General features: G+C 62.8%; 26 protein-coding genes. 6 read left to right on the top strand and 20 right to left on the bottom strand.

Going from position 1 to position 25,766, the window contains the following annotated elements; genetic code table 11:
* Nucleotides 1-5: 5 nt before the first annotated feature.
* From E4T66_RS08495 to leuC, 18 genes are all read right to left on the bottom strand, one after another.
* On the bottom strand, nucleotides 6-1,190 hold the full coding sequence (locus tag E4T66_RS08495; RefSeq protein ID WP_136848574.1) for an O-succinylhomoserine sulfhydrylase: 1,185 nt from the start codon (nucleotides 1,188-1,190) through the stop codon (nucleotides 6-8).
* A gap of 177 nt (nucleotides 1,191-1,367) precedes the next feature.
* Nucleotides 1,368-2,882 (bottom strand): amidophosphoribosyltransferase, encoded by a 1,515-nt coding sequence (gene purF, locus E4T66_RS08490; RefSeq protein WP_136848573.1) that lies wholly within the window; start codon nucleotides 2,880-2,882, stop codon nucleotides 1,368-1,370.
* A 15-nt stretch (nucleotides 2,883-2,897) separates the two neighbouring features.
* Nucleotides 2,898-3,410: a CvpA family protein gene (locus E4T66_RS08485; RefSeq protein ID WP_169577546.1), complete on the bottom strand. Its 513-nt coding sequence runs from the start codon at nucleotides 3,408-3,410 to the stop codon at nucleotides 2,898-2,900.
* Nucleotides 3,411-3,548: 138 nt separating this feature from the next.
* A complete protein-coding gene (locus tag E4T66_RS08480) occupies nucleotides 3,549-4,226 on the bottom strand; it encodes an SPOR domain-containing protein (RefSeq protein ID WP_136848571.1) in 678 nt (225 codons plus the stop codon).
* Nucleotides 4,219-5,517: a bifunctional tetrahydrofolate synthase/dihydrofolate synthase gene (folC, locus tag E4T66_RS08475; protein WP_248679549.1), complete on the bottom strand. Its 1,299-nt coding sequence runs from the start codon at nucleotides 5,515-5,517 to the stop codon at nucleotides 4,219-4,221. The genes E4T66_RS08480 and folC overlap by 8 nt, the downstream gene beginning before the upstream one ends.
* Nucleotides 5,507-6,379, bottom strand: a complete 873-nt coding sequence (gene accD / locus E4T66_RS08470) for an acetyl-CoA carboxylase, carboxyltransferase subunit beta (protein WP_136848570.1) — start codon at nucleotides 6,377-6,379, stop codon at nucleotides 5,507-5,509. The genes folC and accD overlap by 11 nt, the downstream gene beginning before the upstream one ends.
* Nucleotides 6,380-6,439: 60 nt before the next feature.
* Nucleotides 6,440-7,255 (bottom strand): tryptophan synthase subunit alpha, encoded by an 816-nt coding sequence (gene trpA / locus E4T66_RS08465; protein WP_136848569.1) that lies wholly within the window; start codon nucleotides 7,253-7,255, stop codon nucleotides 6,440-6,442.
* A gap of 2 nt (nucleotides 7,256-7,257) precedes the next feature.
* Nucleotides 7,258-8,457, bottom strand: a complete 1,200-nt coding sequence (gene trpB, locus E4T66_RS08460; RefSeq protein WP_136848568.1) for a tryptophan synthase subunit beta — start codon at nucleotides 8,455-8,457, stop codon at nucleotides 7,258-7,260.
* 6 nt (nucleotides 8,458-8,463) lie between these two features.
* Nucleotides 8,464-9,111 carry a phosphoribosylanthranilate isomerase gene (locus E4T66_RS08455; protein ID WP_136848567.1) on the bottom strand — a complete coding sequence of 216 codons (648 nt, stop codon included), beginning with the start codon at nucleotides 9,109-9,111 and terminating at the stop codon, nucleotides 8,464-8,466.
* 20 nt (nucleotides 9,112-9,131) lie between these two features.
* Nucleotides 9,132-9,914, bottom strand: coding sequence for a tRNA pseudouridine(38-40) synthase TruA (gene truA, locus E4T66_RS08450; RefSeq protein WP_136848566.1), 783 nt, complete (start codon nucleotides 9,912-9,914; stop codon nucleotides 9,132-9,134).
* Nucleotides 9,911-10,576: an energy-coupling factor transporter transmembrane component T gene (locus tag E4T66_RS08445; RefSeq protein ID WP_169577545.1), complete on the bottom strand. Its 666-nt coding sequence runs from the start codon at nucleotides 10,574-10,576 to the stop codon at nucleotides 9,911-9,913. Before E4T66_RS08445 ends, truA begins: the two co-directional genes overlap by 4 nt.
* A gap of 17 nt (nucleotides 10,577-10,593) precedes the next feature.
* The gene (locus E4T66_RS08440; protein WP_136848564.1) at nucleotides 10,594-13,308 is read right to left on the bottom strand and encodes a FimV/HubP family polar landmark protein; all 2,715 of its coding nucleotides are present in this window, start codon (nucleotides 13,306-13,308) and stop codon (nucleotides 10,594-10,596) included.
* Nucleotides 13,309-13,421: 113 nt separating this feature from the next.
* Nucleotides 13,422-14,447 carry an Asd/ArgC dimerization domain-containing protein gene (locus E4T66_RS08435; RefSeq protein ID WP_136848563.1) on the bottom strand — a complete coding sequence of 342 codons (1,026 nt, stop codon included), beginning with the start codon at nucleotides 14,445-14,447 and terminating at the stop codon, nucleotides 13,422-13,424.
* A 30-nt stretch (nucleotides 14,448-14,477) separates the two neighbouring features.
* Nucleotides 14,478-15,593: an aspartate-semialdehyde dehydrogenase gene (asd, locus tag E4T66_RS08430; protein WP_136848562.1), complete on the bottom strand. Its 1,116-nt coding sequence runs from the start codon at nucleotides 15,591-15,593 to the stop codon at nucleotides 14,478-14,480.
* Between the two features lie 19 nt (nucleotides 15,594-15,612).
* Nucleotides 15,613-16,689 (bottom strand): 3-isopropylmalate dehydrogenase, encoded by a 1,077-nt coding sequence (leuB, locus tag E4T66_RS08425; protein ID WP_136848561.1) that lies wholly within the window; start codon nucleotides 16,687-16,689, stop codon nucleotides 15,613-15,615.
* A gap of 29 nt (nucleotides 16,690-16,718) precedes the next feature.
* Nucleotides 16,719-17,357 carry a 3-isopropylmalate dehydratase small subunit gene (leuD, locus tag E4T66_RS08420; RefSeq protein ID WP_136848560.1) on the bottom strand — a complete coding sequence of 213 codons (639 nt, stop codon included), beginning with the start codon at nucleotides 17,355-17,357 and terminating at the stop codon, nucleotides 16,719-16,721.
* Nucleotides 17,357-17,635 carry a hypothetical protein gene (locus tag E4T66_RS08415; protein WP_136848559.1) on the bottom strand — a complete coding sequence of 93 codons (279 nt, stop codon included), beginning with the start codon at nucleotides 17,633-17,635 and terminating at the stop codon, nucleotides 17,357-17,359. The genes leuD and E4T66_RS08415 overlap by 1 nt, the downstream gene beginning before the upstream one ends.
* On the bottom strand, nucleotides 17,632-19,035 hold the full coding sequence (leuC, locus tag E4T66_RS08410; protein WP_136848558.1) for a 3-isopropylmalate dehydratase large subunit: 1,404 nt from the start codon (nucleotides 19,033-19,035) through the stop codon (nucleotides 17,632-17,634). Before leuC ends, E4T66_RS08415 begins: the two co-directional genes overlap by 4 nt.
* Before the next feature lie 115 nt (nucleotides 19,036-19,150).
* On the opposite strand from leuC, the gene E4T66_RS08405 reads away from it, so the two are divergent.
* The 6 genes from E4T66_RS08405 (at nucleotide 19,151) to E4T66_RS08380 (ending at nucleotide 23,478) form a co-directional block, all read left to right on the top strand.
* Nucleotides 19,151-20,020 (top strand): LysR family transcriptional regulator, encoded by an 870-nt coding sequence (locus E4T66_RS08405; RefSeq protein ID WP_136848557.1) that lies wholly within the window; start codon nucleotides 19,151-19,153, stop codon nucleotides 20,018-20,020.
* Nucleotides 20,021-20,114: 94 nt separating this feature from the next.
* Nucleotides 20,115-20,519: a ketosteroid isomerase-related protein gene (locus E4T66_RS08400; RefSeq protein ID WP_136848698.1), complete on the top strand. Its 405-nt coding sequence runs from the start codon at nucleotides 20,115-20,117 to the stop codon at nucleotides 20,517-20,519.
* On the top strand, nucleotides 20,516-21,109 hold the full coding sequence (locus E4T66_RS08395) for a GNAT family N-acetyltransferase (protein ID WP_136848556.1): 594 nt from the start codon (nucleotides 20,516-20,518) through the stop codon (nucleotides 21,107-21,109). Before E4T66_RS08400 ends, E4T66_RS08395 begins: the two co-directional genes overlap by 4 nt.
* A 27-nt stretch (nucleotides 21,110-21,136) precedes the next feature.
* Nucleotides 21,137-22,033: a carbon-nitrogen hydrolase family protein gene (locus tag E4T66_RS08390; protein WP_169577544.1), complete on the top strand. Its 897-nt coding sequence runs from the start codon at nucleotides 21,137-21,139 to the stop codon at nucleotides 22,031-22,033.
* A gap of 84 nt (nucleotides 22,034-22,117) precedes the next feature.
* Complete coding sequence (locus E4T66_RS08385) at nucleotides 22,118-22,498, top strand: hypothetical protein (RefSeq protein WP_136848555.1); 381 nt, start codon at nucleotides 22,118-22,120, stop codon at nucleotides 22,496-22,498.
* Nucleotides 22,499-22,518: 20 nt separating this feature from the next.
* The gene (locus E4T66_RS08380) at nucleotides 22,519-23,478 is read left to right on the top strand and encodes a hypothetical protein (RefSeq protein WP_136848554.1); all 960 of its coding nucleotides are present in this window, start codon (nucleotides 22,519-22,521) and stop codon (nucleotides 23,476-23,478) included.
* 30 nt (nucleotides 23,479-23,508) lie between these two features.
* Here E4T66_RS08380 and E4T66_RS08375 read toward each other — a convergent pair whose 3' ends face one another.
* Nucleotides 23,509-24,663: an MFS transporter gene (locus tag E4T66_RS08375; RefSeq protein ID WP_169577543.1), complete on the bottom strand. Its 1,155-nt coding sequence runs from the start codon at nucleotides 24,661-24,663 to the stop codon at nucleotides 23,509-23,511.
* Between the two features lies 1 nt (nucleotide 24,664).
* A complete protein-coding gene (gene aroC, locus E4T66_RS08370; RefSeq protein ID WP_136848552.1) occupies nucleotides 24,665-25,765 on the bottom strand; it encodes a chorismate synthase in 1,101 nt (366 codons plus the stop codon).
* Nucleotide 25,766: the final 1 nt, after the last annotated feature.

Below are 25,766 nucleotides of genomic sequence, written 5' to 3'. Positions count from 1 at the left end.
GTCGCCTAGACCAGACCGCGTGCGAGATCGGCCTGGATGTCGGCGATGTCCTCCAGGCCAACAGCAATCCGGACCAGCCCTTCGGTAATGCCCGCGGCAGCGCGTGCCTCCGCGGTGATGCGGCCGTGCGTGGTTGTTGCCGGGTGCGTGATGGTTGTACGCGTATCGCCGAGGTTCGCGGTGATCGAGATCATCCGCGTGCTGTCGATCAGCTTCCAGGCCGCATCGCGACCGCCGTCCAGTTCAAAACTGACGATGGCGCCATAGCCGCTCTGCTGTCGCTGTGCCAGCACGTGCTGCGGATGGCTGCTGAGTCCCGGATAGAAAACGCGCGTGATAGCCGGCTGTTCCTCCAGCCACTCAGCCAGTGCGCGGGAATTTTCGCAATGCGCTTTCATCCGCACCGACAAGGTTTCCAGCCCTTTGAGGAACACCCAGGCATTGAACGGACTCATGCAGGGTCCGGCAGTGCGCATGAAACCAAACACATCCTTGCCGACACGCTGGGCGTCGCCGACGATGGCGCCGCCGACGCAGCGTCCCTGTCCGTCCAGATACTTGGTTGCCGAATGGATCACGAAGTCCGCGCCAAGCTTCAGCGGCTGCTGCAGCACCGGAGTCAGGAAGCAGTTGTCGACGCATAGCAGCGCGCCGCGCCGATGCGCCACTTCGGCGATCGCGGCGATGTCCGCCAGCTCGACCAGCGGATTCGACGGCGTTTCGACAAACAGCAGACGCGTGTTGTCCTGCATCGCAGCGTCCCAGGCGGCGACATCGGTCATGTCGACGTAGCTGACGCTGAGGCCAAAGCGCTCAAGAATGTTGTTGAACAGATTGATCGTTGAACCGAACAGTCCGCGCGAGGCGACGATGTGATCGCCCATGTTCAGGACCGACAGGCACAGCGTCAGGATCGCCGCCATGCCGCTGGCGGTGGCGACGCAGGATTCACCGCCCTCCATCGCGGCCAGCCGGCGTTCGAAGGCCTCGACCGTCGGATTGGTGAAACGCGAATAGATGTATCCGGGGGCCTTGCCCTGGAATACCGCGGCAGCCTCGGCGGCGCTACCGAAGACGTAGCTGGATGTCAGCGAGACGCTGGCCGAATGCTCGCCATTTTCGGTGCGCGGCTCGGCCGCGCGGATGCCCAGTGTGGAAAAGCCCCAGTCCGGGTCGAACAACTCGTTCACGTGAAACTCCCGCCTATAACGTCAAAAGCCCGCCAGCATGTGCATGCTCAACGGGCTTTCACACCGTTTAGCTGCATTTATTACGCGCCCGCAAGCTGGTTCAAATCGGCGCCGTGCAACGATACGTCGAAACCGCACTGCGCTCAAGCCTGCCGCGCCCGGGCGCAACGCGACCGATCAGGAGGCGTTGGGCAGCTCGATCATCGTACGCGAGCGGCTGCGCGCCGCCTTTGCCGAGTCAGACCGGAACAGTTCGAGCTGATTCAGATACTCCGGTGTGATGTCCTGGGTGATGTATTCACCGGTGAACACCGAGCAATCAAACCGGGTGATCGCCGGATTGCCCTGGCGCACCGCGTCGATCAGATCGCCGAGATCCTGGTAGATCAGGCGATCGGCACCCAGCAGCTTTTCCAGTTGCTCGACCGTACGGCCATGCGCGACCAGTTCGGTGCTGGTGGGCATGTCGATGCCGTAAACATTGGGGAAGCGCACCGGCGGTGCCGCCGAGGCAAAGTAGACCTTGCGCGCGCCGGCTTCGCGAGCCATCTCGACAATCTCCTGCGACGTCGTGCCACGGACAATGGAATCGTCCACCAGCAACACGTTCTTCCCGCGGAATTCGACGCCGACCGGGTTGAGCTTCTGGCGCACGGATTTCTTGCGCTGTGCCTGTCCCGGCATGATGAAGGTGCGACCGATATAGCGGTTCTTGATGAAGCCTTCGCGGTAATGCACGTTCAGACGCGCGGCGAGCTCGGCACCCGCAACGCGCGAAGTGTCGGGAATCGGAATGACGACATCGATGTCGTGATCCGGCCATTCACGCAGGATCTTTTCGGCAAGCTTCACGCCCATGCGCAGGCGTGCCTTGTACACGTAGATGTCGTCGATCACCGAGTCGGGACGCGCCAGGTAGACGTGCTCGAAGATGCACGGCGAGTAGATCGGATTGGCCGCGCACTGGCGCTTGTGCAGCTTGCCGTCAAGCGTAATCAGCACGGCCTCGCCCGGCGCGATGTCGCCCAGCAGTTCGAATCCCAGTGCGTCCAGTGCAACGGATTCAGACGCGATCATGTGATCGAGGCCGTTGGCCGTTTCACGCACGCCATAGACCGCGGGACGGATGCCATAGGGATCGCGGAAACCGACGATGCCGTACCCGGTGATCATTGCAACGCAGGCATAGGCGCCGCGGCAGCGCAGATGCACGCCGGACACTGCCGAAAAGATGTCCTCCGGCGTCAGCCGCAGTACGCCGCGCTGCAGAAGCTCATGCGCGAACACGTTCAGCAGCACTTCGGAATCGGACTCGGTATTCAGATGCCGACGGTCCTGCAGGAACAGCTCCTGCTTGAGCTCCTCAGAATTGGTCAGGTTGCCGTTGTGAGACAGCGAGATGCCGAACGGCGTATTGGTGTAGAACGGCTGCGCCTCCGCCGAAGTCGAGCAGCCGGCGGTCGGATAGCGCACGTGCGCCACACCCATGTTGCCGCGCAGCTTGACCATGTGGTCATCGGAGTTGAACACGTCGCGGACCAGTCCATTCTCCTTGCGCAGGTAGAGATGGTGGCCTTCATTGGTAATGATGCCCGCCGCGTCCTGGCCGCGGTGCTGCAGCATGGTAAGCGCGTCGAACAGGTCCGAGTTGACGACTGTGCTCTGGGAGACGATGCCGGCGATTCCGCACATGAGCTTGGCCTGGAGTTAAGTGGGGTTGGTCGGTGTTGCGCCGGGTTCGATCCACTCCAGCCAACGCGGCGGGATGATGGTTTCGAATCCGCGGGCGAGCGGCGTGAACTGCTGAATCAGCATCGACTGCTGCCACCATGGGTCCTGCGACGCGCCCATGCGTCCGGACACAACGACAAACAGCGAAACCAGGATGACCCCGCGCACAATGCCGAGACCACCACCCATGGTGCGATCCGCCGGTGAAAAGCGGCTGTCGCGCACGGCAATGACAATGAAATGGGTCAGGATGGCGCCGACAAACAAGGTCGCGATAAAGGTCAGTGCAGCGCCTGCGGCATCACGCAGCGCCCCATCGGCGAGCCAGGGTTTCAGGTACTCGGCGACGGACTGTCCGAACAGCCAGGTCACGCCGACAGCGACAATCCACGTCGCCAGACTGAGAATTTCTCGCGTGAAGCCGCGCCAGATGCCGACCAGCACCGAGACAACAAAGGCCAGCGCAATGCTGTAATCAACCCAGGTCATGGGGCAAATCCGGAGAGCCTGTGCATGGGTGAAATCGTCCGCGGCGAGCGGCGGCATTTTACCACTGCATGACAACGCGCCGCATAGGTTGTTGCGATCTGTTCCATCACGCTGTGATGTTCGATACGCGCACACCCCTCAGGGCGTGATGATACGAGCGTCCTTGTAGCCTGCCGTGACAACCGCGCGATGGGCCGTCTCGGCAGCGCCAGAGCTGGAAAACGGGCCGCTGCGCACACGGTACAGCGTGCCTTTAGTGGTCGCGATCGGGGCAATCACAACCGCCTGCCCCAGGGTTTTGAGCTTCGTCTCCACCTGGCGCGCGTTCTCGATATCCGAGAATGAGCCGAGCTGCACCCACCACTGCTGTGGCGTTGCCGCCGCAGACGGCGTTTGCATCGGAGGCGCCGAGGGCACCGGACTGGGTACCGGCTTGGGAGTTGGCTTGGGCGTTGGTTTGGGCGCAGGCGTCGGCAACGCGGTCGGCTTCGGACTCGGCTTGGGCGTCGGTCGCGCGGTGGGCTGTGGTGCGGATGGGCCGGGCGCGACCGCTACGGTGCTTGGATCGGCCAACTCGGGCGCAGCGTCATCGGATTCGGTCTCGTCGGTCGTCGGCGCAGCAGTGTCTTCCGCTGGCGTGCCAATCACGGTCGCCTGATCGTAAATAACCTCGGGTTCGCGCAGATTGATCGTGACCACATCGGCATCCACGGCAGCGGGCCCTTCCGGGCGGCGCGGCAGCAGTGACGCCAACACGAATGCCACGATCAGCAGGAACGCAGCGCCAACCAGGCGCCGCCGCAGGGTTTCATCCATCCACAGTGCTCAAGGCTTCAGCCACGGTCAGAAATGATCCGGTGACAACGATGTGCCCCGCCCCGCCAGCGAAACTCCGGGCCTGGTTCAAGGCATCGCGCATATTGTCGCAGCATCGCTGCGGCATGTCCGCCGTCAGGCTGGCTTGGACGCGCGCCTGCAGGTCCTCGGCCTTCAACCCACGCGGCGGCGGCAGGTCCACGAACACCACGGCATTGAGTCGAGTGGCTAGAGCCGCAACAAATGCAGCATGCGGCTTGTCGTCGAGCATCCCCAGCACGAGTACGACACCCGTCTCGTCGTACAGTCGTTCGATCGCCTGCGCCAGCACCTGTGCAGCCTCGGCGTTATGTGCGACGTCCAGCAGCAGATCGCCGCGCTGGGTCAGGCGGCCCGGCACCCGCAGCTGCGGCAAGGCACTGCGCAGGGCAGACTCCGGCACTGGCAGCCGTGCCTGCAGCGCTTCGACCAGTGCAATGACGCCCGCCGCATTGTCGATCTGCGCGTCGCCGGCAATGCCCGGCAACGGCAGGCCGGCGTACTCGCGATCGGTGCCAATCCAGTCGAAACCGTTTTCGCCACGACCGACGTCGAAGTCCTGCCCTCGCCGCTGCAACAGCGCACCGATGCGCGTGGCCTCGGCAATCAGTGTTGCTGGCGGCGCCGGCTCGGCTGCGATCGCGACGCGTCCATGTCGAAAGACGCCGGCCTTTTCGACGGCAATCTGCTCGCGGGTGTCGCCCAGCCAGTCCTGATGATCGAGTCCGATGGTTGTGACCAGCGCGGCGTCGGCATCGACCAGATTGGTGGCGTCGAGACGGCCGCCCAACCCGACTTCAAGAATCTGCAGCTGCACACCCGCTTCACGGAACAACCACAGCGCGGCCAGGGTGCCGAATTCAAAGTAGGTCAGCGCGACATTGCCGCGTGCGGCCTCGATCGCGGTGAATGCGCGGCACAGGTCGGCATCGCGGCACGGCTCGCCGTCGATGCGGATACGTTCGTTGTAATGCAGCAGGTGCGGTGAGGTGTAGAGACCGACGTGATACCCGGCCTTGCGATAGATCAGCTCAGCCAGATGCGCACTGGAGCCCTTGCCATTAGTACCGGCGATGGTGATCGTCAGTGCGTCGTGTGCCGGCAGACGCAAGGCGGCAGCCACCCGTGCGATGCGGCCGAGTCCCAGTTCGATACTGCGAGGATGCAGGGTCTCCTGCCAGCGCAGCCAGTCTTCGAGGCTGCTGCCGGCGCCCAGCGACGCGCCCCCGGGAGACGCTGGACTATGCGGCACTGACGCTCGGCGAGAAGTGGGTCATCATCGACAGCATGCGATACAGGCGATCACGCATTTCACGGCGATCGATGATGGCGTCAATCGCACCCTTCTCCAGCAGGAACTCCGCGCGCTGGAATCCTTCCGGCAGTTTCTGACGCACCGTCTGCTCGATTACACGCGGTCCGGCAAATCCGATCAGTGCCTTGGGCTCGGCAATGTTGAGATCGCCCAGCATCGCCAGACTGGCGGAAACACCCCCCATGGTCGGATGCGTCAGCACCGAAACAAACGGCAAACCTCGCTCGGCCAGCTTGGCCAAGGCTGCGGAGGTCTTGGCCATCTGCATCAGCGAAAACAGGGATTCCTGCATGCGTGCGCCGCCGGAAGCGGTAAAGCACACATACGGGGTGCCGAATTCCAGTGCCGCATTGACGCCGCGGACGAATTTCTCACCGACGACACTGCCCATCGAACCGCCCATGAAGCTGAACTCGAAGGCGCTGACGACCAGCGGCATGCCCATCAGCTGGCCGCGCATGACGATCAGGGCGTCCTTCTCGTTGGTGTCGGACTGCGCCTCTTTCAGGCGGTCAACGTACTTGCGGCTATCCTTGAACTTCAGAGGATCCTTTGGACTGACCTCGTTCCCGATCTCAATGCGCGGCTCCGGATCGAGAAAAGTATCCAGACGCTGACGCGCACCGATCACGCGGTGGGTGCCGCACTTGGGGCAGACCTCCAGCGTGCGCTCCAGCTCCGCGCGATACAGCACCGACTGGCAGGTCTCGCACTTGGTCCACAGACCTTCCGGGACGTTGTGCTTCTTGGTGCCGCTCGGAAGCAGCTTGGAACCAACAATCTTATCGAGCCAACTCATGGAATCAGACATAAACCCACCAGGCGAGTGGCGAATGTTAGCGGTTTTGCGGCCGCGGATTCAGACTACCGGTTGATCCAGCGCTGCACGCAGCTCCGTCAGACGATCCTGCAGGACCTGTGGCAGCTGTTCGGCATTGTGCTGCAGACGTTCGATTTCCGATACGAGGGCACTGCCGACAACCACGGCGTCAGCCACGGCGCCGACCGCACGCGCACTGGCGGCGTCGCGAATCCCGAAGCCGACCGCGAGCGGCAGTGTGCTGTGGCGCCGGATCTGCTCCAGCTTCTCGGTCACGCTGACGATGTCCAGACTGGCCGCGCCGGTAACGCCCTTGAGCGAGACGTAGTACAGATAGCCACTGGCGTGACGCGCAATGGTTTCAATGCGCGCGTCCGAACTGGTCGGCGCCAGCAGGAAGATGCAATCCAGGCCACGAGCGCGCAGCGGCGGCAGATACTCGTCCGCCTCCTCCACCGCCAAATCAACGATCAGCACGCCATCAACCCCTGCGGCCTGGGCGCGCTCGGCAAAAGCATCAATGCCGCGGGTCTCAATCGGATTCAGATAGCCCATCAACACGACCGGCGTCTGCTGATCGTCACGGCGGAACTCCGCCACCATGTCAATGACGTCCCACAGGCCGGTTCCGTGCGCCAGCGCGCGTTCGCAGGCCAGCTGGATGGTCGGACCGTCCGCCATCGGATCGGAAAACGGAACACCGAGCTCAATCACATCGGCACCGCCGCGCACCAGTGCATGCATCAGCCCCACAGTGGCTGCCGGAGACGGATCGCCTGCAGTGATGTACGGCACCAGACCCTTGCGGCCCTGCTGCTTGAGTTCGGAGAAAACGCGCTGGATTCGGGAGGCCATGGTCACAGGAGTTCGATGCCTTCAAGCTTGGCGATGGTGAAGATGTCCTTGTCACCACGACCTGACAGGTTCACGACGATGCGTTGTTCCGGTCCGTACTCGCGGGCCAGCTTCTTGGCATAGGCGACCGCGTGGGACGACTCCAGTGCCGGGATAATGCCCTCGCTGCGCGTCAGCTCGTGAAACGCGGCCAGAGCCTCGTCGTCGGTGACCGTGGTGTAGTTGACCCGGCCGATGTCCTTCAGATACGCATGCTCGGGACCAACGCCGGGATAGTCCAGACCCGCGGAGATGGAATGCGTCGGCAGGATCTGGCCGTTGTCGTCCGCCATCACGTAGGTTCGGTTGCCGTGCAGAACACCTGGACGCCCCGCCGTCAGTGGCGCGGCATGTTCGTGCGTGGCAACGCCGTGCCCACCGGCCTCGACGCCGTACATCGCCACCTCGGTGTGCTCGATGAACGGATGGAACAGTCCGATGGCATTGGAGCCTCCGCCGACGCAGGCGACCAGCGCGTTCGGTAACTGTCCGAAACGCTCGCGGCTCTGCGCCAGCACCTCGCGGCCGACCACCGCATTGAAATCGCGTACCAGCATCGGGTACGGATGCGGACCGGCCACGGTGCCGATCACGTAGAAGGTGTCGTCTACGTTGCTGACCCAGTCGCGCAGGGCCTCGTTGAGCGCATCCTTCAGCGTCTTGGTGCCGGAGTGCACCGGCACGACTTCCGCGCCGAGCAGTTTCATCCGGTAGACGTTGGGTGACTGCCGCTGCACATCCTCGACACCCATGTAAACCACGCACTTGAGTCCGAGCCGCGCCGCGATCGTTGCGGACGCCACACCGTGCTGTCCGGCACCGGTTTCAGCAATGATGCGGGTCTTGCCCAGGTGCTTGGCGAGCAGTGCCTGCCCGACCGTGTTGTTGATCTTGTGGGCACCAGTGTGATTCAGATCTTCGCGCTTGAGCCAGATCTGCGCCCCGCCCCAACTCCGCGTCAGGCGTTCGGCGAAATACAGTGGCGACGGCCGACCGACGTAGTCGCGCAGATCGCGATCAAGTTCAGCGAGAAAAGCCGGAGCATTTTTCAGCGATTCGTAAGCCTCTGTCAGCTGACGCAGTGGCTCCATCAGGGTTTCGGCGACGAACTGGCCACCATAGCGGCCAAAGTGTCCGTGCGTATCGGGAAGGTCGTAGCTCATGCAGTGTTATCCATCATTCTTGCGTTGCCATGCACGGTCGGCGCGGGCAACCGCATCGACAAAGGCGCGCATGCGCTGGACGTCCTTGACGCCGGGTTGCAGTTCGATACCGCTGGAGACGTCAACGGCGTACGGCCGTACCTGCGCAATGCCCTTGCCGACGTTCTGTGCGTTCAAGCCACCGGCCAGAATCAGAGGCATCGACGTCGGCGTGGCTACCGTCCAGTCAAATGCAGTGCCGCTACCGCCCATCTGCCCTGGCGCATGACTGTCCAGCAGCAAGCCGCGACTTCCGCGATAGCGACGTGCGAAGCGCGCCAGATCAACCGGACCCGACATCGCCACGGCCTTGATGTACGGCAAGCCGAAGCTGGCACAGAACTCCGCCGTTTCGTTGCCGTGAAACTGTAGCAGATCGGGCTGCACGGCCTTGATCACGGCACGAACATCCCGGGCCGGCGCGTCCATCAGCAAGGTGACGACGTTGACGAATGCAGGCACACGTTCCCGCAGTTTCGCCGCCTGATTCAGGCTCAGACAGCGCTTGCTGGCCGGCACCATCACGAACCCCACGGCATCGACCCCCAGCGCCACGGCGCATTCGAGGTCCTGCTTGCGGCGCAAGCCGCAGAATTTGATCCGGGTTCGTGACACTGCGGGTGAAAAAAGAGGATTCAGGCGGGAAACCAGGGCCGCGGCAGCGGCGGGAGCGCGAATTCTGCCGGATATTCGGGACCCACGAAATAGAGACCGGCAGCGGGGGCCGTCATCCCGGCCTGTCTGCGATCGCCACCGGCAAGCACTTGCGCAACCCATTGTACCGGCTGTTTGCCCAAGCCCACCTGCGCCAGGGTGCCGACAATGTTGCGCACCATGTGGTGCAAAAAGGCATTGCCGCAGACATCAATGACGATGAAATCACGCCGGCGCTGTACGTTGATGGCGTACATCCGGCGGACTGTCGTGCGCGACTGACACTGCGAATCGCGAAACGCCGAGAAATCGTGTTCGCCAACCAGGATCTGCGCAGCAGAGTGCATGGCATTCACATCCAGCGTCTGCGGCCACCAGCCGCTGCGCTGATAGGCCAGCGCGCTGCGCGCAGAGTGATTGTGAATCACGTAGCGATAGCTGCGCCGCACGGCCGCATAACGCGCGTGAAAGCGTGCATCCACCGGCTGGATCCAGCGCAGATTGACCTCCTGCGGCAGCCGGGTGTTGCTGCCCATCAGCCAGGCATAGGCGCTGCGTCGGGAATCCGAATCAAAATGCACGACCTGTTGTTGCGCATGCACACCGGCGTCGGTGCGCCCGGCTGTGACCACGCTGACCGGATGATCCGCGACAGCAGACAGCGCCGCCTCAACCTCTCCTTGCACGGTCCGGCGTCCGGCCAGCGCCTGCCAGCCGGAAAATCCGGTGCCGATATATTCGACGCCCACCGCGAATCGGGTCATGGGGTCCAGCGCATCAGCAGGGCGAGAATCGCGAGCGGCAGCAGCCACTCCCACCAGCGTGCCTCGGCCACCGGCGTCAGCGTCCACTGCCGCTGTGAATGCTGGGCGTCGTGTTCGATCTCGCTGATCAGATCTGCGGCACGCTGTGCCCAGTTTCCGGGAGCCCGTGCCTCTCCCCGCAGACGGGTATGCATGTGATTGACCTGGTCCAGCGCAAGTGCCAGACGCAAACCCAGCCGCTGCGGATCAACACCCAGAGGGCGCAGCGGTCGCACGAGCGTGTGGATTGCGGCGACCAGTTCATTCACCGGCGTCAGCGCCAGCAACAGGTACACCATCATCAGCAGATCGATCAGCACCAGCGCGCGACGCAGGCCTTCAAGCAGGCCTTCGCGACTGATTCCCGGCAGGGTGGTCACGATTGGCGTGCCCGGCGTAAAGCCGGCGTAAAGCACGAAAATTGCCAGCAGCAGCCAGCGCAGGCGTGAGACGCCATTTCGCAACCGCGCAACCGCTGCGGTGTCATGCCCGACGGCGAGAAAATAGCTGCTCAGCAACAGCAGTGCCCAGACGCCCAATGCCGCCAGACTCGCCTGCGACGAGAAGGCGGCCAGCACCAGAACGATCAGAACCCGGACTGCCGGGTGGATCGAGACCCTCAAAGCCGCCGCCTGGGGAGTCAGCCGAGCCGCGACAGCAGGTTCTGCGCGTCCTGCTTCTGCTGATCACTGCCCTGCGCAACAACCTCATCCAGCAGCGACCGCGCCATCTCGCTGTCACCCATATCGACATAGGCTCGTGCCAGATCGAGCTTGGTCCCCACCTCGTCTCCGGCAGCGGCAGATTCCGTGGGCATTTCGCCCAGATCGATATCGTCGAGGCGAATTTCAGGCACGTTGTTGCTGGGAGCGGGCTCTGAGACTTCGATATCGCCAAGACTGAAGTCGATTTCGTTCAAGGCACCGGTCGGCTTGGGCGCGTCGGCTTGAATATCCAGCGTCGGCAATTCGGCTTCAGCAGCTGTTTCAAGTGCAGGCTCAGATGGAGCGTTTTCCGCAGCGGTGTCGAACGACGACAGGTCGAGCTCGAAATCAACCGCATTGTCGGCCGCACCGCCGCCCCGCGCTGTATCGGCAACCGCAGCACTCTCCGCTTCACCCGGCTGCGACAGATCGAACTGCGAGAGGTCGAACTCCAGCGCATTGTCATGTGCGGATGCCGTGGTTTCGCTCGCGGCGGGCTCAACTGCCGGGAGATTGAAATCATCCAGCTTGAAATCCAGGCTGCTTGAATCAGTCCTAGTCTCGGCCAAGTCGCTCGGCGACTCGGCGACCGGCTCCACAGCTTCAGCCGGAGCCTCGTCCAGCGCCCCGAGATCGAAGTCGGTAGCGCCGCCGACATCAGCGACTGCCGAGCCTTCGTGGAAGAGCTCGACATCAGGACACAGCTGCTGTCCCATGATGGATATCTTCTGCCAGTCCGCAGCGGATACCAGCGGATGTGCATCCTCCGCAGCGGCAAGAAATTCGGCCGGTTTGCCTGCGGCGAAATAGGTTTCGGCGAGTTTGGTGCGAATTTCACTGCGCCCGGGCTCGCGTTCGGCAGCCTGCTTCAGCAATAAAGCCGCTTCGTCGTAGAGACCGTAGGCCAGATGGAAATCCGCCTCGGACACCGGATCGTTGGTGTCCAGATCGATCTGCATCGTCTGCGACTCAAACTGTCCGGTCAGATCGAAGTCGACTGGCTCAGGCTCCGCCGGGGGCGGCACATTGAACGCCTGGGTCGCATCCATCGCCAAGCCGGCGGCAGCTCCGGGTATCCGGGTTTGCGGCAACTCGAACTGCTGCGTCGACGCCGGAGGCGGTTCGGGTTCCGCTTTCGGTTCTGGTGCTGCATCAGCGACTGGCGCAACCGGCCGCGGCGTCGACGGCGGTTTGGGAATGCTGCCAGGTGCGGCCGCTGCGGAATCGGCTCCGGCCTTGCGCCGCGCCAGAATCCGCGAGATCAGATAGCCGATTCCGCCTAGGACCAGCAGACCCAGGATCAGCGGAATCAGCAGGGTCTCCAGCAACCCGGCTTCGCGCTTGGGAAGCGGGCCGCTGACAATTTCATCCTGTTCAACGGCAACGGCAGGAGCGGGCGTTGCTGACGGTTCGGCCGTGGCAGGCGCTTCGTTCGGGGCGGCGCTTTCACCCTCTACGGAAGCGGCAGCCTGTGACGTTTCTGTTTCTGCCGGGATCTGCGCAGACACTGCGTCAGACGGCTCCACGATGGGCAGGTCCGGAGACAGTTCAGCTGCCGAAGTCGGTTGTGGTGCCGGGGTCGCGGCTGGCTTGGCCGGCAAGCTGATTGGCCCGGAAGTCGTCGGCTTGGACGCCTCGTCAAGCGTCGGCTCCGGCGTCGGAAGCGCCGTGGGCATCACACTCGGCGCTGGCGTCGGCTTTGGGCTCCGGGTCGGAGCAGGACGCTCCAGCCCCCGCAGGCGCCGCACTTCGAGGCGCGCCGCATCAGGGCTGACCGCTGTGATTTCGTCCCGCGACGGTACACGCAGGACAGCGCCCTTCTGCAGTCCATTGATGCCACCGTCAAACGCATCCGGGTTGCTGCGATACAGCGCCAGCAGCATTTGATCCATCGTGACCGAGCTGTCTGGCAAGACAGCTCCCGCAATGCTCCACAGCGTTTGCCCTGCGGCAACCGGGCCGAACTCTGAACGGCTTGGCGCTGAATCAGGCACCACTGACGCGGCCCGCGTCGGCACAGGCGCCGGAACGGACGCCGACGGCTGAGCCGACTCTTCCACCGTTTCATAGAACTGCGGTGATGTCTGCTGTGTCGCCGGAGCTGGCGTCGTTGTAGCCGGAACGGCCACCTGAGGAACCGCCGTGGCAGCGGGTGCCTTAACGCTCGCCGGCGCGGGCACCGGGGTCGGTGGCGGCGTCGCCAGTGGCGTTGCTGCAACCGGAACCGGCGTCCCCACTTCGGCCGGGGTGCCGGGTCCGAAGTACGGCGGATCGAGAAAGACAGTGTATTCACGCAGCACCCGGCTGCTGGTATCGCGCGCCTCGACCAGCAACATCACGATCGGCTCGCGCGCAATCTGATCGCTGGTGACCCGGACGTGAGGCGCGGCGCCGTCGGCGACGACTTCAAAACGCAGATCCGACAAAAAGGCCGAACGTTCGAGGCCGGCGCGCTCGAACTCCGCATTCGAAGCCAGCGCAATGCGAACCGCGCTTGGATCGTCCGCCGCAGTGAGACTCAATGGAATGCGTGCAACGAATCGCTGATTCAGTCCGGATTCGACGGACATCTCGCCCAGCCCCAGGGCCGCGGCCGAAAGGGTCCAGAACGCTAAAAACAGCGCAGCCGCAGATGGGAGCAAATGCCTCATAACCTCTCCAGCAACCCCGACTAGAACCGCTTCATCCCCCGACGGCAGTTCAGACGGCAGGTTAATTTGCGCGTATAAGCCCCTTTTATACCGGAACTTTTCTGCGCGGACAATTATAGGTAGTTTCGCACCAAGCGTTCCGCGCTCATCAGTGCGTTCAGCGCCGATGCACGACGAATATTATCGGTGGTTGCCCAGAAGCATACGGTGTTCGGCTGGACGGTGCGTAGCCGCAGACGGGCGACACTGACTGCGTCCACCCCCGTCGCTTTCGTGACCGGCGACGGACATTCAGCGGCTTCAGCCGAAGTGATCAGCTCAATACCCGGCGCTTCGCGCAACACTTCGGCAGCCTGCGCCAAGTCTATCGCGCGATCAAAGCTGGCCTCGACATTGATGGCATAGCCGTAGAACACCGGTGCCTGCACCAGACTGAAATCGGCATTCAGCTCGCTTGCGGGCGTCAGCAGGTCACGCAGCTGCTCCGCAACGCGGCGTTCGCGCACGGTCTGGCCCGCGGCGTCCGCATCGCCCACCTGCCCCAGCAGATTGAATGCGATCTGTTGCGGAAACGCCGTGCTTTCGTAGAAGCGTGCGTTGAGCAGCGCGGTCGTCTGCCGCGCCAGATCTTCGAGCCCGGTACGGCCCGTGTCAGAAACCGGCAACATTGCAGTGACACTGACGCCACGCAGTCCGGCCATTGCATGCAGCGGCGCCAGTGTCAGCACCAGCGGAACCAGCAGCGGATCCGGCCCGGCGACGATGCCACGATCGTTGAAGCGGTCCAGCGACTGATCATTGAAGTCCGCGACGACCACCGGAATGGCAGGATCAGCCCAGGGCGCGCCACAGGCGTCGACCACAACACAGCCCTGATCCGCCGCACGCTCGGCCACGCCCATCAGCCGCTCGTCCGTGCTGGCAAGAAATGCCAGCTGCACCTGGCCGAAGTCGAATAGCTGGGCGTCTTCGAGATCGAGTTCGGCGCCAGCAAATGACACCCCGGCGTCTTCTCGCGGATCCAGCACCAGCGCAGCAATCTCACCCGCAGGAAACTTTCGTTCCGAAATCAGATCGAGAATCGCCGCACCAATCGCGCTGTCCGCACCGATCACCGCTACGTCGAACCGCTGAGTCATGCCTGCCGCCTGCTTCAATGGGCGAGCAGTTTACTCTCCGAGCAGGATTCTTAGCATGCGCCGCAACGGTTCGGCCGCACCCCACAGCAACTGGTCACCCACCGTGAACGCTCCGAGATACTCCGGCCCCATGTTGAGCTTGCGCAGCCGACCGACGGCAACGTTCAAGGTTCCGGTCACGGCCACGGGTGTCAGATCACGCATCGAAGCCTCGCGCGTGTTCGGAACGACATGCGCCCACGGATTGTGCGCAGCGATCATGGCTTCGATCTCGGCCAGCGGCACATCGCGCTTGAGCTTGATCGTCAGCGCCTGCGAGTGGCACCGCATTGCGCCGATACGGACACAGATGCCGTCGATCGGTATCGGCTGATCACTGCGGCCGAGAATCTTGTTGGTCTCGGCCTGTCCTTTCCACTCCTCTTTGCTCTGACCGCCATCGAGCTGTTTGTCGATGTAGGGAATCAGCGAGCCCGCCAGTGGCACGCCGAAGTTGGTCACCGGGAACTCGGCGCTGCGCTGGCATTCCGCGACCTTGCGGTCGATTTCGAGAATGGCACTGGCGGGATCGGCCAACGTATCGGCCACGCTTCGCTCGATCACACCCATCTGCGCAATCAGCTCACGCATGTTCTGCGCGCCTGCGCCGCTGGCGGCCTGATAGGTCATTGCGGACATCCACTCGACCAGATCGGCCTCGTACAGGGCGCCAACGGCCATCAGCATCAGGCTGACGGTGCAGTTGCCGCCGACGAAATTCCTGACCCCGCGCGCAAGCGCCTCATCGATGACCTTGCGATTCACCGGATCCAGAATGATGACCGCGTCGTCCTGCATGCGCAGCGCACTGGCCGCGTCGATCCAGTAACCCGACCAGCCGAATTTACGCAGCTGCGGAAAGATTGCGTTGGTGTAATCGCCGCCCTGGCAGCTGATGATCACATCCATCTGTGCCAGTGCTTCGACGCTGTTGGCATCCTGCAATGCCGGCGTTGCGCGACCGTCGATCTGCGGACCGGCGCCACCAGCATTGGACGTGCTGAAGAAATACGGTGCGATCAACGCAAAATCGCCCTCAGCCTGCATGCGCTGCATCAGCACCGAGCCGACCATGCCACGCCAACCCACCAGTCCTACTTTTTTCATGTCTTGAATTCCTGAAAGCTCAGCGCAGCAATGCAGCCACAACTGCGTCACCCATCTCGCGCGTGCCGATCACCGTTTCGCCCGGCATGGCGATATCACCGGTACGCTTGCCGGCGCGCAGCACCGCGCGCACCGCGGCATCAATGCGATCGGCGACGTCGCCGCGATCGAAGCTGTACTTGAACATCATGCCGACCGACAGGATCGTCGCCAGCGGATTGGCCTTGTTCTGTCTCATGATGTCCGGTGCACTGCCGTGAATCGGTTCGTAGAGGCCTTTATTGTTCACGTCCAACGACGCAGACGGCAGCATCCCGATCGAACCGGCCAGCATTGAAGCCTCATCGGACAGAATGTCGCCGAACAGATTGCCGGTCACCATCACATCGAACTGCTTCGGGTTCTTGACCAGCTGCATCGCTGCGTTGTCGACATACATGTGACTCAACTCGACATCCGGATATTCGGTGGCTACCCGCGTCACCACTTCGCGCCACAGCCGCGACGTCTCCAGCACATTTTCCTTGTCCACCGAGCACAGGCGCTTGCCACGCTTGCGGGCCGCTTCGAATCCGACGCGCGCAATACGCTCGATCTCCGGCACGCTGTAATGCATCGTGTCGTATCCCTCGGCGTGCCCGTCGGCGGTCTCGCGACGTCCGCGAGGCTGCCCAAAGTAGATGTCGCCCGTCAGCTCGCGCAGGATCAGCAGATCGAGTCCGGCGATCACTTCCGGCTTGAATGACGATGCGGCAGCCAGCTCCTCATAGGCCAGCGCCGGGCGCAGATTCGCAAACAGGCCCAGGTCCTTGCGAATGCCAAGAATGCCGCGCTCGGGACGCAGCTCGCGCGGCAATGCGTCGTATTTTGGACCGCCGACCGAACCCATCAGGATCGCGTCGGCGGCACGTGCTGCCTTCTGCGTCGATTCGGGATACGGATGACCCTCGGCATCGTAAGCCGCTCCGCCCAGATGTCCGAAGCTCCAGGCTATGTCTTCGCCCTGATCCTTCAGAACCTGCAACACCTTGACCGCTTCGGCCACGATTTCCGGCCCAATGCCGTCGCCGGGCAGAATCAGAATGTTTTTGCTCATGATGTTCGCCGATGCAAATTCAGTGGGGGTCAGTTGAACAGCCAGGGTGCCTGCTGCGCTCGACGTGCCTCATAGGCACGAATCACGTCCGCCTGCTGCAGCGTCAGCCCAATCTCATCCAGACCGTTGACCATGTTGTGCTTGTGATGCGGGTTGATCTCGAACTTGAATGCCTTGCCGCAGGGCAAGCGCAGTTCCTGCGCCGGCAGGTCAATCGTGAACTGCTTGCCCGGATCAGAAGCGACCCCTTCGAAAATCGCCTGCACTTCGTCTGCCTTCAGAACCACCGGCAACAAGCCATTCTTGAAACAGTTGGAGAAGAAGATGTCTGCGAAGCTCGGGGCGATCACCGCACGAAAGCCGTAGTCGTCCAAGGCCCAGACCGCGTGCTCACGCGAGGAGCCGCAGCCGAAGTTTTCGCGCGCAATCAGAATCTGCGCTCCAGCATGCTTCGGATCGTTCAGTACGAAGTCCGGATTGGGCCGCCGCGTCGCCGGATCAACCTCCAACGTGCCGGGATCGAGATAGCGCCAGTCATCGAAAAGAAACGGGCCGAAGCCGGTACGGCGGATCGATTTCAGATACTGCTTCGGAATGATCGCGTCGGTATCAACGTTGGGCCGGTCCAGCGGCATGACCTTGGAGGTCAATACGGTAAAGGCGCGCATCAGTGAATCTCCTTGCGATGCCCGGGCCGCAGACCCAGGCTGTCATGCATTTGCGGTTGTGTGGTGAACCGCGCCCAAGCCTGATCGACAGCCGAGGTCGAAAGCCCACCGCGGCGAATCGACACATTGAAGTCCTGTGTCTGCCACAGCGCGAACTCTCCGCTGACAAAAAAGCAGGGCGCACAACCCAGCTGCCGGCTGAATTCCTCCAGCGACGCATCAACATCTGCAACGCACAGCGACAGATGCGGCGTCTGTCCTTCAACCAGCGGCTTCACGTCCAGCTCCTGATATCGGTGAAGTGACCCGCGATTCCGGCGGCGGCAGCCATCGCCGGCGACACCAGATGCGTCCGCCCTCCCTGCCCCTGGCGACCTTCGAAATTGCGATTCGAGGTCGAGGCACAGCGCTCGCCCGGCTCCAGGCGGTCGGCGTTCATTGCCAGACACATCGAGCAGCCTGGCTCGCGCCACTCGAAGCCGGCATCCAGAAAGACCTTATCCAGACCCTCAGCCTCGGCCTGTTGCTTCACCAGACCGGAGCCGGGAACGACCATCGCCAGCTTGACGCTGTCTGCCTTGCGCTTGCCTCGGACCACCGCTGCGGCAGCGCGCAGGTCCTCGATCCGGGAATTGGTGCATGACCCGATGAAGACTTTGTCGATTGCGATCTGCGTGATCGGCGTGTTCGCCGTCAAACCCATGTAGGCCAGCGCCTTTTGCATGCCATTGCGCTTCACAGGGTCTTCGATCTGCGCCGGATCAGGCACCCGCGCCGAGACCGGGCCGACCATCTCCGGCGAGGTGCCCCAGGTGACCTGCGGCTCAATGGATGCGGCATGGATCTCGACGACGCGGTCGAACCGCGCCTCGGGATCGCTGTGCAGTGTTTTCCACTCGGCGACTGCGGCTTCCCATTGCTCCGGCTTGGGCGCGAACGGCCGGCCTTTGACGTAATCGATGGTCTTGTCGTCCACGGCAACCAGGCCCGCACGCGCGCCGCCTTCGATCGCCATGTTGCACAGGGTCATGCGGCCTTCCATCGACAGGTCCTCGATCGCTTCGCCGGCGTATTCGATGACATAGCCGGTGCCACCGGCAGTTCCGATCTCGCCGATGATCGCCAGAGTGATGTCCTTGGCCGTCACACCCGGTCCGACATGGCCATTGACCCGAATCTGCATGGTCTTGGCTTTCTTCAGGACCAGGGTCTGGGTCGCCAGGGCATGCTCGACTTCGGAGGTGCCGATTCCGAAGGCCAGCGCGCCAAACGCGCCATGGGTCGAGGTGTGCGAATCACCGCAGACCACAGTCATGCCCGGCAGCGTCGCGCCCTGTTCCGGGCCGATGACATGCACGATGCCCTGACGGACATCCATCAGGTCAAATTTGGTAATGCCGAAGTCGCGGCAGTTGGCGTCCAGGGCATCGAGCTGCGCACGCGAGATCGGATCGCTGATGCCCAAGCGGCGGTTCACTGTCGGCACGTTGTGATCCGGTACCGCCAGATTCGCAGCGAGCCGCCACGGCTTGCGGCCGTTCAGGCGCAGACCGTCGAACGCCTGTGGGCTGGTGACTTCATGAACCAGGTGGCGATCGATGTAGATCAAAGCCGAACCATCGCCTTGATCGATGACGGTGTGGGCATCCCAGATCTTGTCGTAGAGCGTCTTGGCCATGGCAGTCGGCGTGTCGTGCAGTGAGAACGGCGCACAGAGTAAGCCTGATTTTTCAATAACTCCAATGAATCGTTCTTATATACTGCATTCCATAATGGAATCCGAATAGACGCCCATGGACACACAGCTGCTGGTGGCATTCGTCGAGGTCGCGGAAGGTGCGTCATTCACTCAGGCCGCCGAGGAGCTGCACTTGTCGCAGCCGGCCGTCAGCAAGCGCATCACCGCACTGGAACAGCAGATTGGCCACCCACTCTTCGACCGGGTGGGTCGAAGAGTCAGCCTGACCGATGCCGGACGCACACTGCTGCCGTATGCAAAGAAGGCGCTGCAGGACATCGAGGACGCGCGCCGCGCCTTGTCGAGCCTGAATGAGGACGTTGGCGGACGCCTGTCCATTGGCACCAGCCATCATATCGGCCTGCATCGTCTGCCTCCGGTGCTGCGTAGCTATACGATGCAGTTTCCCAACGTCGATCTGGACATCCATTTCATGGATTCCGAGGTGGCCTGCGAATCTGTACTGAACGGCAAGCTGGAACTCGGCATCGTCACCCTGCCCACGCAGCCGTTGCCGCAGCTGGAGCAGCGGCTGATCTGGCCCGACCCGATGAGCGTAGTGGTCGCACCTCAACATCCGCTCGCCGGTCGCAACAATCTGCGACTGCGCGATCTGGCGGAGCACCCCGCGGTCCTGCCGGATGCGGCCACCTACACCCACCGCATCGTCACTGCCGAATTGCAGCGTCAAGGTGTGGCACCACGGGTACGCCTGGCGACCAACTATCTCGAAACACTGAAGATGCTCGCCGGCATCGGACTGGGCTGGAGCGTGTTGCCGGACTCGATGGTCGACGACAGTTTGTGTCGGCTGTCGGTTCGCGGGCTGAATCTGTATCGCGAGCTGGGTCTGGTCTGGCATCAGCGTCGCACCCTGTCCGGTGCTGCCAGCGCGCTGATCGAGCAACTTTCAGTGCCGGCTTGATGCGTGCTGGCCGCATCAACCAGGTGTTTCGTAAACTGACGCGACATCCTCCCGCCTGCATACCCTGCCGATTTCCTGCTCTTTGGACGCCGCAATGCTCACGACCGTACAGCTCATCGACCGTTACTACGCCGCTTTCAATGCCGGGCACTGGGAAGACTTCTTCGCGCTGCTGACCGACGACGTCAGCCACGACATCAACCAGGGCGGCCGCGAGAGCGGCAAGCCCGCTTTCCGGCGGTTCATTGATCAAATGAATGCCTGTTACCGCGAACAGATCGTCGATATCCAGATTCTGTGCAACGCCGACGGGACGCGCGCGGCCGCCGAGTACACCGTGCTGGGCACCTACCTGAACACCGATGAAGGGCTGCCGCCCGCCCGCGGCCAGACCTACCGGCTGCCGGGCGGCGCCTTTTTCGATATCCGTGACGGCAAGGTCTCGCGCGTAACCAACTACTACAACCTGCAGAACTGGCTGCATCAGGTCGGCGCGTGAGCCTGCGCATCGAATCGCTTTGCGGTGGCCAGATCGCCACGCAGCTCGACGCGCTGGCACAGCTGCGGATCGTCGTGTTTCGCGACTGGCCGTATCTGTATGAAGGCAGCCTCGCCTACGAAAGCCGCTATCTGCAAATGTATGTCAGCTGCCCGCGAAGTCTGGCGATTCTGGTCTGGGACGGCGATCGCTGTGTTGGCGCATCCACCGTATTGCCACTAACCGATGCTCCGGTGGACATGCAGCAGCCATTCCTCGACGCCGGCGTTGCGCTGGGGAGCATCGATTACTTCGGCGAATCGGTGCTGTTGCCCGCATACCGCGGTCGGGGCCTGGGCGTGAAATTTTTCGAATTGCGCGAGGCGCACGCGCGCCAGCACGGTTTGTCGGTCTGCGCGTTCTGTGCCGTTGAGCGTGACGTGGACGATCCGCGCAAACCCATTGGCTACATTCCCAACGACAGCTTCTGGCAGCATCGTGGCTACCGCAGGGCGCCGCATCTGCGCACGACGCTGTCGTGGCCGGATATCGGGCAATCCGAATCCACTGAAAAACCCATGACGTTCTGGATGCGTTCACTCGAAGCCTGATGCAGTCATGACAAACGCGAGGGTCCGATGACTATCAAACTGGCCGTCTCGCAGTACCCGGTTTCCGAACCGCGCACGTGGAACGAGGTTGAGGCACAGCTGCGACACTGGTGCCAAATGGCGACCGACGACGGTGCGCAACTGCTGGTGTATCCAGAGTACGCAGCGATGAGCCTTGCTGCACTGTTCGATGCGGACACGCGCGCCGATCTGGGGCGCCAGGTCCAGGCACTACAGGGTTTGAGGCACGACTATCTTGCGCTGCACCGGCGGCTGGCGACTGAACTGGGGGTTTACATCGTCGCCGGCAGCCTGCCCTGGACGCTGTCCGAATCATGCACCGTCAACCGCGCCTGGTTGTGCGCCCCGGACGGCGGCGTCGGATTCCAGGACAAGCAGATCGTGACGCGCTTCGAGCGCGAAAGCTGGGACATTTCGGCTTCAGCGGACAGCGGCCTCAAAGTATTCCGCACCGCGCTCGGCATGATCGCGATCAATCTCTGCTACGACAGCGAATTTCCGCTGCTGGCACGCGCGCAATGCGAAGCCGGCGCCGAGCTGCTGGTCGTTCCCAGCTGTACCGACACGCAAGCCGGCTATCACCGCGTGCGTGTCGGCTGCCAGGCACGCGCACTGGAAAACCAGTGCTACGTCGCACAGTCCCCCCTGGTTGGCCTGGCCCCCTGGTCACCTGCGATCGATATCAATACCGGACGCGCGGCAGTATTCGGCCCACCCGACTACGGCTTTCCTGACAATGGAGTTGTGGTCGAAGGGCGACGCGATGAACCGGGCTGGATTCATGCCGATATCGATCTGGACGCCGTGATGCGGGTGCGCAATGACGGCCAGGTCTTCAACCACCGCCATTGGCATGAACAAGGCTCGATCTCGCTACCGCCCGTGGAGCAGATCGACCTGTAGTTCCCGAGGAATTTCACGCCCTTGGGTGCTACTCAAGATTTTCCGCCTCCGGCCGATACATCCCCAGGTATCCCGGAGGCCGCCATGAAAATCACGAGCAGCACGCTGTTGAACGCGTTTGCGCAGATGCTGGGCGATCGCATCGACACGCGGCTGCCGATGGCCGAATCCGATCTGCTCGACGAATGGGCCCAGGTCGGCCTGCGCAGCGACGACATGCATCGGCTGCTGGAACGACTTTATGCGCAGGATCTGATTGACCGCTGCGAAATTGACGGCGAACGCTGGTATCAGTTGAGCCCGCGAGGCTGCATCGAATTGCGGGTGCGGCGCGAGACGTTCTGGGTTCGTTTGCGCGATCGCCTACTGCTCACGCGTCTGCGCACGCGACGTAGCGCCGGTTCGACGGCACCCAGCGGACGTGCGGCCCGACGACGCACCGACTTCCCCCAATTTTCCAGCTGAGGCGTAAAAGGAGAGTCGTCATGTATATCTCCGCATTTTCCGGCAGCCACGCTCCCTTGCGCCCTGACCGCGCAGCTTCAGGTTCGCGCAACCCGTCCGGCGAAAGCTCCGCATCCGCGCCCGAAACGGATCACCTGAGCCGCGAAATCCGCGACCAACGTAACTCATCGGTCGCGTGGCAGATTCTCGACCGCTGCGTGCTGCATTCAAGTGATTCCGGCGACACTCCCGTATCGAGCGAAACTGCAGCCTCTGCCGATTCCCAAACCAGCTCCGCACCGGATGCCGCCGTGACCGACACCGCCCCGGCCCTGACGCCGTCAACGCCGGGGCGCACGCAGCAGACCACCGAAATGGAGTATCTCGGGGTCCAGGTTCATATCCGCGACGTCCAGGTCAGCGATAACGGCGTTCAGATCGTCGAGGCCGACCTCACCTACGAGCATCTGGTCCTGCGGCAGACGCCAAAGCCGGCACCGCAGAAATCCGATCCGATGATGCTGGACCTGAACGGCAACGGCCTGGAAACGACCGGCGTCGCCAACGGTGTGAGCTTCGATCTGAATGCCGACGGCATACAGGACCGCGCCAGCGTTGCCACCGGCGGCGATGCTCTGCTGGCACTGGACCGCAACGGCAACGGTCAGATCGACGATGGACGTGAACTGTTCGGCGACCAGAATGGCGATGCCAATGGCTTCGAGGCGCTGCGTCGCTATGACGATAACGGCGATGGCGTTATCAACAACAGCGACGCGGTCTACTCGCGCCTGCGCCTGCTGAGCTGGAACAGCGACGGCACACAGCAACTGCAGGATCTCGCCAGTGCCGGCGTCGATTCGATCGGACTGGATTACGCGAATACCGCCAGCACGTTCGAGAACGGCGACAGCGTCGCACAAAGCGGCAGCTATACCCGCAGTGACGGCAGCCGCGCAGAGATTGCCGACCTGCTGCTCTCCTACGACACTGTGAGCTGAGACGCGCTCTGACGACTTGGCACCCGATGTTCAGCGCAGGTGGCGCCACGCCAGTAGCCAGCCGGCCAGGGCCACCAGTGCCGCGCCATAGAACACTGATTCCGGCGATATGCCTTCCCATGCATAGCCTGCAAGCAGACTGCCGACCGAGCCGCCCACTCCGTACGCGACGGCGTTGTACACCGCCTGCCCACGGCCCTGCAGATCGGCCGGAAACAACTGCTGCACGTAGTGCACTGCAATCGCGTGATAGGCGCCGAAGGTGATCGCGTGCGACAGCTGCGCGAACAGCAGTAGGACCCAGCTGTCGACCGCCGCAGCGGTAACACCCCAGCGGATAGCCGTGCAGAAAAGCACAATGACCAGCAACCGCCGTGCGCCGAACTGCCCGATCAGGCGACCGGCCACCATGAACAAGCCGATTTCGGCAACGACACCCAGCGACCACAGCAGGCCGGCGGCGCTGCGACTGTACGCATGGCGTTCAAGAAACAGCGTGAAAAAGTTGTAGTACGGCGCGAAACTCAGCTGCGACGCGAAACAAATACCCAAAAACACCAGCACTTGCGGCTGACGCAGCGTGCTCCAGATCGAGTTGCGGACCGCGCCGGGCGTCAGCGTGGACGGCGGTTCCGGCACGCTCCACGCTGATGCCGCCATGCCCAGCCAGAAAATGCCGACCAGCCACGGCAGCCACAGGATGCCAGTGAGATCCAGGGCAAAACCCAGCCCCAGTACCGCGATCACAAAGCCGACGGAACCCCACAAGCGCACGCGGCTGTAGTCCCCGCCCTTGACCCGCAGATGGTTCAGCGCCACGACTTCGAACTGCGGCAGCAGTGCGTGCCAGAACACGGTGTACCCGACCATCAGCAGCCCAATGCGCAGCACGCCGTCGACGAACGGAATCGCCAGAAACATCGCCAGCGCCGCCAGAGCTGCACCACGAATCAGCACGATGCGGTGGCCGCTGCGGTCGGACCAAGTGCCCCAGGCGATCGGCACGATCGACCGCATCACTCCCATCAGCGCAAAGGCGATGCCCATCTGCTCGGCGGAAAATCCTCGCGCAGCGAGATAGGGCGCCCAGTACGGCAGGAACGCGCCAACCGTGGCGTAGTAGAAGAAATAGAACCCGGCCAGACGCGTCTGCAGGCGCGTCGCGCCTACAGAGAGCAAGCGCATGTCAGTCGGTCCCGCCCGGAATACGCGGCGTGTCGACGACGACGTCGGCATTCTGTGCGCGCTGGCGCAGATAGTGATCCATCAGCACCAGCGCCAGCATCGCCTCACCGATCGGCGTTGCACGCAGGCCCACGCAGGGATCGTGGCGACCCGTGGTGCGCATTGGCGTCGCCGCACCGGTCTCATCGATGCTCTGCCCCGGTGTGGTGATGCTCGACGTCGGCTTGATCGCGTAGCGTGCGACCACGGTCTGACCGGTGCTGATGCCGCCGGCAACCCCCCCCGAATGGTTCGCCAGGAATCCCTGCGGGCTCAGCTCGTCGCGGTGCTCGGTACCTTTCATTGCGGCAACCGCCATGCCGTCGCCGATCTCGACACCCTTGACCGCGTTGATCGACATCAGCGCCGCCGCAATATCGGCGTCAAGGCGATCGAACACGGGTTCACCGAGGCCCGGCGGCACATTGCGCGCCTCGACATACAGACGTGCGCCAATGGAGTCGCCGTCGCTGCGCAACTGATCGATCAGCGCCTCTAGCTCCGGCACGCGAGTGGGATCAGGGCAGAAAAACGGATTGCTGTTGACCGCGGACCAGTCGACGCGATCCACGCTGATCGGCCCCATCTGTTCCAGACAGCCACGAATCTCGATACCGACGCGCTGCTGCAAAAACTTCTTGGCGATCGCGCCGGCAGCAACACGCACCGCAGTTTCCCGGGCGCTGGAACGGCCGCCGCCACGATGGTCGCGGATGCCGTACTTCTGCACATACGCGTAATCGGCGTGATTCGGCCTGAACACCTGCTTGATCTTCTCGTAGTCGTACGAGCGCTGGTCGGTGTTACGGATCAGCAGCGCGATCGGCGTGCCGGTGGTCTTGCCCTCGAATACACCTGACAGGATTTCAACCTGATCCGGTTCCTTGCGCTGGGTGACATATTTGGAGGTGCCGGGCTTGCGACGGTCAAGATCCCCCTGAATGTCGGCCTCGCACAGGTCCAGACCCGGCGGGCAGCCATCGACAACGCAGCCGATCGCCGCGCCGTGCGATTCGCCGAAACTGGTGACGCAGAATAGCTTGCCGTAAGTGTTGCCGGACATG

The sequence above is a fragment of the Sinimarinibacterium arenosum genome (assembly GCF_005047655.1).
Lineage (GTDB): Bacteria > Pseudomonadota > Gammaproteobacteria > Nevskiales > Nevskiaceae > Solimonas.
The sequence above is the reverse complement of the archived record's forward strand: the minus strand, read 5'-3'. Positions and strand labels throughout refer to the sequence as shown.

Coding starts and splice junctions, on each gene's coding strand:
- E4T66_RS08480 (WP_136848571.1), bottom strand. CDS start 4,226: ATGGATGAAACCCTGCGGCGGCGCCTGGTTGGCGCTGCGTTCCTGCTG.
- trpB (WP_136848568.1), bottom strand. CDS start 8,457: ATGAGCTACGACCTTCCCGATACGCACGGACACTTTGGCCGCTATGGT.
- trpA (WP_136848569.1), bottom strand. CDS start 7,255: ATGGCCTCCCGAATCCAGCGCGTTTTCTCCGAACTCAAGCAGCAGGGC.
- leuD (WP_136848560.1), bottom strand. CDS start 17,357: ATGCGCGCCTTTACCGTATTGACCTCCAAGGTCATGCCGCTGGACCGG.
- leuB (WP_136848561.1), bottom strand. CDS start 16,689: ATGAGCAAAAACATTCTGATTCTGCCCGGCGACGGCATTGGGCCGGAA.
- truA (WP_136848566.1), bottom strand. CDS start 9,914: ATGACCCGATTCGCGGTGGGCGTCGAATATATCGGCACCGGATTTTCC.
- aroC (WP_136848552.1), bottom strand. CDS start 25,765: ATGTCCGGCAACACTTACGGCAAGCTATTCTGCGTCACCAGTTTCGGC.
- E4T66_RS08485 (WP_169577546.1), bottom strand. CDS start 3,410: ATGACCTGGGTTGATTACAGCATTGCGCTGGCCTTTGTTGTCTCGGTG.
- asd (WP_136848562.1), bottom strand. CDS start 15,593: ATGAAAAAAGTAGGACTGGTGGGTTGGCGTGGCATGGTCGGCTCGGTG.
- E4T66_RS08375 (WP_169577543.1), bottom strand. CDS start 24,663: ATGCGCTTGCTCTCTGTAGGCGCGACGCGCCTGCAGACGCGTCTGGCC.
- E4T66_RS08385 (WP_136848555.1), top strand. CDS start 22,118: ATGAAAATCACGAGCAGCACGCTGTTGAACGCGTTTGCGCAGATGCTG.
- accD (WP_136848570.1), bottom strand. CDS start 6,379: ATGAGTTGGCTCGATAAGATTGTTGGTTCCAAGCTGCTTCCGAGCGGC.
- leuC (WP_136848558.1), bottom strand. CDS start 19,035: ATGGCCAAGACGCTCTACGACAAGATCTGGGATGCCCACACCGTCATC.
- E4T66_RS08380 (WP_136848554.1), top strand. CDS start 22,519: ATGTATATCTCCGCATTTTCCGGCAGCCACGCTCCCTTGCGCCCTGAC.
- E4T66_RS08400 (WP_136848698.1), top strand. CDS start 20,115: ATGCTCACGACCGTACAGCTCATCGACCGTTACTACGCCGCTTTCAAT.
- E4T66_RS08405 (WP_136848557.1), top strand. CDS start 19,151: ATGGACACACAGCTGCTGGTGGCATTCGTCGAGGTCGCGGAAGGTGCG.
- E4T66_RS08440 (WP_136848564.1), bottom strand. CDS start 13,308: ATGAGGCATTTGCTCCCATCTGCGGCTGCGCTGTTTTTAGCGTTCTGG.
- E4T66_RS08390 (WP_169577544.1), top strand. CDS start 21,137: ATGACTATCAAACTGGCCGTCTCGCAGTACCCGGTTTCCGAACCGCGC.
- E4T66_RS08435 (WP_136848563.1), bottom strand. CDS start 14,447: ATGACTCAGCGGTTCGACGTAGCGGTGATCGGTGCGGACAGCGCGATT.
- purF (WP_136848573.1), bottom strand. CDS start 2,882: ATGTGCGGAATCGCCGGCATCGTCTCCCAGAGCACAGTCGTCAACTCG.